Origin of the sequence: Allobosea eneae, from assembly GCF_042657265.1 — a bacterium.
In the GTDB taxonomy this organism is placed as follows: Bacteria; Pseudomonadota; Alphaproteobacteria; order Rhizobiales; family Beijerinckiaceae; genus Allobosea; species Allobosea eneae.
The window spans coordinates 1-6,830 of the sequence record NZ_JBHSLW010000024.1; the positions used below are offsets into that span (position 1 = coordinate 1).

Here is a 6,830-nt window from a genome sequence, read left to right on the forward strand (position 1 = left end):
GTCAGCTCCCGGGGCGGATCGTCACCGGCCTTGGCGACCTCGCCGGCCAGCTCACGCAGGCGGGCCAGTCCGGCTTGCAGGGTCTGCTCGATGGCGCCAGGACGAAGGGGGAAGAGCTTGCTGCCTGGGCGGGTCAGCTGCCCGGCAAGATCGTCGCCAGCCTGGGCGACCTCGCCGGGCAGCTCATGCAGGCGGGCCAGAATGCCGTCCAGGGGCTCTGGGACGGCATGGCGCAGAAGTTCGATGCCCTCATCGGCTACATCAAGGGTAAGATTGCCGAGATCACCGGTGCGTTCAAACTGCCTGGCTTCCTAGGCGGCGGCTCCGATGCTCCTGGTGCGACCAGCGGCGTCAAGAACGCCCCGGCGCCGGCGACCGACCCGATGGGCAACCCGCTCGGCGGCGGCTTCAACCCGACTTCAAGCCCGGCGCCGGCCGGCGGCTCGATCGGCGGGTCGAACGGCTTCGCCAAGACCGCCGCCGCGAACAGCAATGTCCAGGTCGGCGGCAAGATCGTGGTCGAGGCGACCGAGGGCGCTCGTGTCGTCAACGTCCAGTCGACCAATCCGGCCGTGCCGGTGACGCCGAACCGCGGCGCCATGCTCGGGCGCGCCTGATGCTGAACTTCGCCAATCCGGGCTCGCTGCTGCCGGGCCTGCGCCCGGCCGCCTGGCGCGGCGTCACCTTCTGGGTGATCGACGCCAGCCACACGGTCGGCCGGCGCATCCATGCGACGCTCTATCCCGGGCTCGACCTCAAGACCCATGACGATACCGGGCCCCTCGATGGGCCGATCCGGCTCTCGGGCCTGATCATCGGCGACGACTATGTTTCGAAGGCCGAGGCGCTCGGCCGCGCCTTCAGGTCACCGGGCTCGGGCACGCTGATGCATCCCTGGCGTGGGCCGATCGATTGCGTGCTGCTGCGCCCGGCCGAGATCTCCTTTGCCGCCGACGAGCTGCGGGTCGCCCGCGTCGAATGCGAGTTCGACCCGACCGGCGACGGCCCGCTCGGCGGGCTCGCCGGCGGCCTCCTCGGCGGGCTGTTGGGCGGTGCCTTCGGCTCGCTCACCGGCTTGCTCGGCGCGGTCGGCGGTCTCTTGGGCGCCGCCACCGGCCTGATCGGCTCGGTGCTCTCGGTCGCGCTGATGCCGCTGTCGATCTTCTCCTTCGCGGTCGGCGCGGTCGGCACCGTGTTCTCGATCGCCTCGAACATCGTCGGCGCCGTCGTCCAGGCGGCCGTGCTGGTGCCGCTGGCGCGCGGGCTCGCCGGCGCCTTCTCGCGGGCGATCGGCAACAGTGACCGCAGGATCGTCGCCGCCAGCCTCGCGGATCTGGTCGGCCGCTATCCGGCGACCCTGGGCGCCGCCTTCCGGCCGCAGCCGCCGGCCGCCCTCGGCCCGAGCGCGGAATCGGCGGCGTTGCAGGCGGCGGGCCTGGCCTCGGCAGGGACAGCCGGCACCGCCCGGACGGCGGCGCAAGCCCCGGCGCCCGAGCCCCGCGCCGGCGCCAGCCTGATGTTCACCATCGCCGCGGTGATCGCGGCGCGCGCGGCCGATCCGTCCGTCCCGCCGCCGCCCGGCGGCTCGGGCAATCCGGTGCTGGATGCTGTCCTCGCGCCTTTCGCCGACCCGGTCGCGGCCCGGCTGCCCGGGATCTCCGACGCGATCGCCGCCGGCGCCGCGCTCGCCTCGGCCGGTCTGCCGGGCCGCGCGCCGGTGACCGCGACCGAGCGGCTGATCTATCTCGCGGCCGAGACCGCCTTCGTCAGCGAGGCGGTCAGCCTGATGGCGGAGATCGAGTTCGAAAGCAGGCAGGAGGCGCAGGCCTGGCAGGGCTGGGCCGAACTCGCGCTGTCGGGCGCCAGCACCCGCGCCGCCGGCCTTGCCGGCGAGGCGCCGGCCGTGGTCGCGGCGCTCTGGCAGGGCCTCGAGGCGACCAGCGCCCGCCTCGCGATCGACATGTCCGAGGTGGTCGGCCGACTTCCCGCCGTGCTTTCGATCGAGCCGCCGCGCGCCGGCGCCTGGCTGCTGGCGCAGCACTATGCCGGCGACGATCCGCGCCAGGTCGTGCCGATGCTGCACGACATTGTCCGGCGCAATCGGCTGCGCCACCCGGCCGTGCTCGGCGCCGGGCCGATCGAGGTGCTTAAGCCGTGACGCAGGTCTACCTGCCCAACAAGATCCCGACGCGCCGGATCGCGCTCAAAATCGACGGCAAGACCATCGACCGCTGGACCAGGGCCGAGCTGGTCCACGACATGGGCGAGCTCGCCGCCTCCTTCGAGCTCACCGTCCATGACGACGAGCGGGCCAAGGGCACCTGGGAGTGGACGACGCCGGCCGGCGACGGCGAGCCGATGAACTGGGGCCGCAAGGCCGAGATCACGATCGACGGCGAGACCTGGCTGATCGGTTGGATCGACGACGTGACTTCCGAAGCCGGCGAGCAGGGCGGCGGTTATGTCACGATCAGCGGCCGCGACAAGACCGGCGACCTGGTCGACTGTCCGCCCGATCCGCGCGGCAAGCACGAATACAAGTCGATCAAGCTCGAGGAGTTCGCCAAGAAGCTCTGCGCGCCCTTCGGCATCACCGTCAAATGCGACGTCGACACCTCGCCGGTGCTCGACAAGGCGACGGTCGAGGCCGGCGAGACGGTGATCTCTGCCCTGGCGAAATACGCCAAACAGCGCGCCGTGATCATCACCAGCGACCGCGTCGGCGGCATCCTGATCACCCGCTCCGGCAAAGAGAAGGCGATCGACGAGATCCATTTCCCCGGGAACGTCATCCGGGTACGCGCCACCTTCTCGGCCCGCGAGCGCTTCAGCGACTATTTCGTGAAGGGCCAGAGCGAGAAGAATGGCGGCCGCCGACCGGCGACGGCCGCGCTCAACGTCTCGGAGGAGCCGAAGGACGATCCGCCGGAGCAGAAGCCGCCGGCGACCGATTCACCGCTCGACAAGCCGGGCGGCGCTGGCGCGCACGTCATGGGCCACGCCAAGGATCCGGATGTGACCAGGTGGCGCCCGCATATCGCGATGTCGCGCACCCAGGCCAAGGATGTCGACGCCCAGAAGCAGGCCGAGTGGGAGATGCGCACCCGCCGCGCCAAGGGCGACAAGATGGATTACTCCTACCGGGGTATCACCGGCGGGCCCGAGCAGAAGCCCTGGAAGATGAACACGGTCGCCTTCGTCGAGGACGACTATGCCGGCCTCTCCTCCGAGCAGCTGATCGCCGGCGTCTCGATCACCTATGACGAGCGCGGCGAGATGACCCGGCTTCGGGTCACCGGCAAGGAAGCCTTCGACCTGCAGCCGGTCGGCGATCGCCGCAGCCAGAAGAAGTCGGGCAAGTCGAAGGGCGGCAGCAAGCCCGGCGGGCTCGACGGCACCGCCAAGCCACTCTGAAGGAGGCGCCGATGTCCGATGCCGAGATCCCGCATGCCTATCGCGGCATCGTCGCCCGCGCCGCCGTGCGCTCGACGAATGACAAGGGCGGCAGCCAGACCGCCACTGTCGAGGTCCATCGCCATGTCGAGCGCACCGATGTCGAGGTGCTCGGCGTCTCCGGTGTCTCGAGCAGGCCGCCGCCCGGCGGCGAAGCGATCGTGCTGGCGGTCGGCGGCGATCAGGGCGACCTGGTCGCCTTGCCATTGCAGGCGCCCGGGAACCGAATGGGCGGCCTCGAGGAGGGTGAGGTCGCGCTCCACAACCTCAAGGCCGACCGCGTCCATGTGAAGAAGGACGGCTCGATCGAGAGCACCAGCCGCAAGCGGGTGAAGTCGAAGGTGAAGGACGCCACCGACGAGGTGCTGGAGGACAGGATCGTCAACAAGGTCGGGGCGGCAGCCACGGCGCCCCGCGTCGTCGTGCGGCCGACCTATGTCAAGCTGGTCTGCGGGCCGAATTGGCTGGTGGTGAAGGCAGACGGCATCTTCAGCTCGGTCCCGGTGGTCGTTGGGCCTGACCCTGAGCCGGGCGTCTGACGGCCCCGCGCGGGGCCGTGTCCGGGCTTGCGCGCGCGCGACATTATTCGCGCCATGGCCGCCGATTTCCTCGACGCAGCGCTGATCTTCGACCCCGAGACTCGCACGGCCGATGCCGAGCTGGGCGAGGATGGCGATCTGCTGCTCGACGATACCGCGCTCACCCCCATGCTGCTCTCGCTCGGCAGCGACCGGCGCGCCCGGCCTGACGACGCCCTGCCGCAGGGCCGCGACGCCCTCAACATCTCCGCCTCCTTCGTCATCCGCCGCGGCTGGTCGGGCGATGCGCTCGATCCTTACGGCCGCCGCGCCGGCTCGCGGCTCTGGCTGCTCGATCGCGCCAAGCAGCACGAGCTGACCGAGCTCTTCGTCCAGGACGTCGCCAGCGAGGCGCTGGCCTGGGCCCGGATCGAGCTCGGCACGCCGGCGCAGATCACCACCAGCTGGGTTCGCCGCGGCTGGCTGGCACTGACCTGCCGGATCGGTGATGACGAGCTCGAGCTGATGCAGGCGGCTGGCTGATGCCCGCGCCGCTGCCCACCCCGGACGAACTAACCCGCCGCGCGGAGGGCCGCCTTGAAGCCGCGTTGAAACGCATCCGGCCGGAAGCGAGCCCGGCGGCGATTGCCCGCGCCGTTCGCTCGGAAAAGGGCCTGCTGGCGGCGATCGTGCGGGCACAGGCGCAGGGCCTCTACGGCACGCATCTGCATTTGTGCTGGAATGTCGACCAGCTGATGCCGGACACGGCCGAAGCCGAGTTCCTGATCCGCCACGCTGCTATCTGGGGCGTCCATCGGCGCCCGGCGACCAAGGCCGTGGGCCTCGCCGAATTCAGCGGCATCGCCGGCACGGTCGTCCCGGCCGAGCTGGACATGCGCTTGCCGGGCGGCGGCCTGGCCATCACCTCGGCCGCCGGCGTCGTCGGCATCGGCGGCACCGTCACGATCGCGCTGGAGGCGGCCGAGGGCGGCTTGCTCGGCAACACGGCGGGCGGCGCAACGTTGCCGATCGTCAGTGTCCTGGCCGGGCTCGATCCGCAGGCGGCGGTGCTCGATGGCGATGGCATGGCCGGCGGCGCCGAAGAAGAGAGCGACGCCTCGCTGCTCGCCCGCGTCCTCGCCGAGATCCGCGAGCCCGGCCATGGCGGCGCCAAGCACGATTATCGCCTCTGGATCCAGAACAGCTTTGCGGCGATCAAGGTCGCGACCGTGCCGCTCTGGGTCGGGCCCGGATCGGTCGGCGTCGTCGTCGCCATGGGCACGGCGGTCGCGCCTGCCGTGCCGATCCCGGCCGAACTCGACGCCATGGCCGCACATCTCGACGTGCTGCGGCCGGTGACGGCCGAGGTCTATGTTCGCCCGGTCGTGCTGCTGCCCGTGCCGATCCAGCTCGCCGTGGTGCCGGACACGCTGCCGATCCGCGCCGCGGTCGAGGCCGGCGCCAAGGCGCATTTCGCGGCCGAGGCCGAGATTGGCGAGCGCTTTCCCCGCTCCCGCCTGTCCGAGGCGATCAGCGCGGCGAGCGGCGAGTACCGTCACTATCTCACGCTGCCCGCGGCCGACGTCGTCCCGGCGCGTGACCGGCTGCCGGTCCCTGGCGCCTTCACCTGGGACCCTGCGCCATGAGCCGCAGTGAAGACCAGGTCCTGGGCGAATTGCTGTCGCTGCTGCCGCCGGGCTGGATCTGGCGCCGCGATCGCGACAGCGTCATCGCCGCGCTGCTCGCCCCGCTCGCCGGCGGCATTGCCGATGTCGAGCAGCTGGCCGAGGACATGCTGCGCGAGGTCGATCCGCGCCTCGCCACCGTCTGCCTGACCGATTTCGAGCGCGTGCTCGGACCGGATCCGTGCGGGCGCGATCCGTCGACCATGTCGCTCGGCGATCGACGCCAGCTGGCGCATCAGCGCTGGACGGCGCGCGGCGGCGCATCCCGGGCCTACTTCATCGGGCTCGCGGCCAAGCGCGGCGTTGCCATCACCATCAGCGAGAACCGCTGCAGCTATGCTGGAGAAATGGTCGCCGGTGACGAGCTCATCGACTGGCCGGAGCAGTTCATCTGGACGGTCCACCTCGCCTTTACCGGCGAGACCCTGTTCGAGGCCGGCGAAGGCCAGGCCGGCGATCGCCTCTACGACCTCATCATCAGCGACATCGACTGCGATATCCGCCGCTTGAAGCCGGCGCACACCGAGGTCGTGTTCGACTACGGGAGCCTCTGACATGGATCGCATCGTCCACCTCACGGCGGTCGATATCGGCGGCGGGCGCCGCGGCTTCCGCAGCAAGGACACGGTCGCCGGCCTGCCGGGCACCGTCGTGACCGCGACGCACCTCAATGCCGAGCAGGAAGAGCTCATGGCCGTGATCGAGAAATCCGGCCTGGCGGGCGACGGCGCCGATCTCGCGCAGGCGGCCAAGGCCATCCGATCTCACAGGATGAACTATCGCCAGGCGGCCGGCACCGCCGATGCGTTGACGATCACGCTCGATCCGGCGCCGGCGAGCTGGTCCGAACTGATCAACGTACCGCTCTTCGTACGCTTCACGGCAATTAACACTGGCCTCGCGACGCTGGCTGTGACGGGCCTGCCTGGCGCCCAAACCATCCGCCTTCATGGTGCGACGACGCCCGCTCCCGCTGGCGCGCTGATCCCAGGGTCTGTCGGCATCCTGGTCTTCGACGGCTTCTCGGTTGAATTTCTAAACGGCAATCTGCCGAACACGACGCAGTTCGTCATCCACCAGAGCACTGGATCCGACAGCAACCCAGGCTCGCTGGCCCTGCCGATCAGATCTATCCAGGAGGCACTGCGGCGCACCGCGGCTGGCGGCGTCAGCT

General features: G+C 70.5%; 7 protein-coding genes and 1 pseudogene. All 8 read left to right on the plus strand.

Annotated features, from left to right (window positions below):
• Positions 1–617 (plus strand): annotated as a pseudogene (locus tag ACFPOB_RS15785) (hypothetical protein); the annotation flags it as partial.
• Positions 617–2,158, plus strand: coding sequence for a DNA circularization N-terminal domain-containing protein (locus ACFPOB_RS15790; protein WP_377799367.1), 1,542 nt, complete (start codon positions 617–619; stop codon positions 2,156–2,158). The pseudogene ACFPOB_RS15785 and the gene ACFPOB_RS15790, both read left to right, overlap by 1 nt.
• The gene (locus tag ACFPOB_RS15795) at positions 2,155–3,414 is read left to right on the plus strand and encodes a phage baseplate assembly protein (RefSeq protein WP_377799368.1); all 1,260 of its coding nucleotides are present in this window, start codon (positions 2,155–2,157) and stop codon (positions 3,412–3,414) included. Before ACFPOB_RS15790 ends, ACFPOB_RS15795 begins: the two co-directional genes overlap by 4 nt.
• A gap of 11 nt (positions 3,415–3,425) precedes the next feature.
• Entirely contained in the window at positions 3,426–3,992 is a 567-nt protein-coding gene (locus ACFPOB_RS15800) for a phage baseplate assembly protein domain-containing protein (protein WP_377799369.1), read from the plus strand.
• 54 nt (positions 3,993–4,046) lie between these two features.
• Positions 4,047–4,514 (plus strand): phage GP46 family protein, encoded by a 468-nt coding sequence (locus tag ACFPOB_RS15805; RefSeq protein ID WP_377799370.1) that lies wholly within the window; start codon positions 4,047–4,049, stop codon positions 4,512–4,514.
• Positions 4,514–5,617 (plus strand): baseplate J/gp47 family protein, encoded by a 1,104-nt coding sequence (locus ACFPOB_RS15810; RefSeq protein ID WP_377799371.1) that lies wholly within the window; start codon positions 4,514–4,516, stop codon positions 5,615–5,617. The genes ACFPOB_RS15805 and ACFPOB_RS15810 overlap by 1 nt, the downstream gene beginning before the upstream one ends.
• On the plus strand, positions 5,614–6,210 hold the full coding sequence (locus tag ACFPOB_RS15815) for a YmfQ family protein (protein WP_377799372.1): 597 nt from the start codon (positions 5,614–5,616) through the stop codon (positions 6,208–6,210). Before ACFPOB_RS15810 ends, ACFPOB_RS15815 begins: the two co-directional genes overlap by 4 nt.
• Before the next feature lies 1 nt (position 6,211).
• On the plus strand, positions 6,212–6,830 hold a 619-nt coding region (locus ACFPOB_RS15820), incomplete at its 3' end, for a hypothetical protein (protein WP_377799373.1).

Excerpts from the sequence above, each read along its gene's own strand:
- ACFPOB_RS15815 (WP_377799372.1), top strand. The coding sequence starts at position 5,614 with ATGAGCCGCAGTGAAGACCAGGTCCTGGGCGAATTGCTGTCGCTGCTG.
- ACFPOB_RS15800 (WP_377799369.1), top strand. The coding sequence starts at position 3,426 with ATGTCCGATGCCGAGATCCCGCATGCCTATCGCGGCATCGTCGCCCGC.
- ACFPOB_RS15810 (WP_377799371.1), top strand. The coding sequence starts at position 4,514 with ATGCCCGCGCCGCTGCCCACCCCGGACGAACTAACCCGCCGCGCGGAG.
- ACFPOB_RS15805 (WP_377799370.1), top strand. The coding sequence starts at position 4,047 with ATGGCCGCCGATTTCCTCGACGCAGCGCTGATCTTCGACCCCGAGACT.
- ACFPOB_RS15790 (WP_377799367.1), top strand. The coding sequence starts at position 617 with ATGCTGAACTTCGCCAATCCGGGCTCGCTGCTGCCGGGCCTGCGCCCG.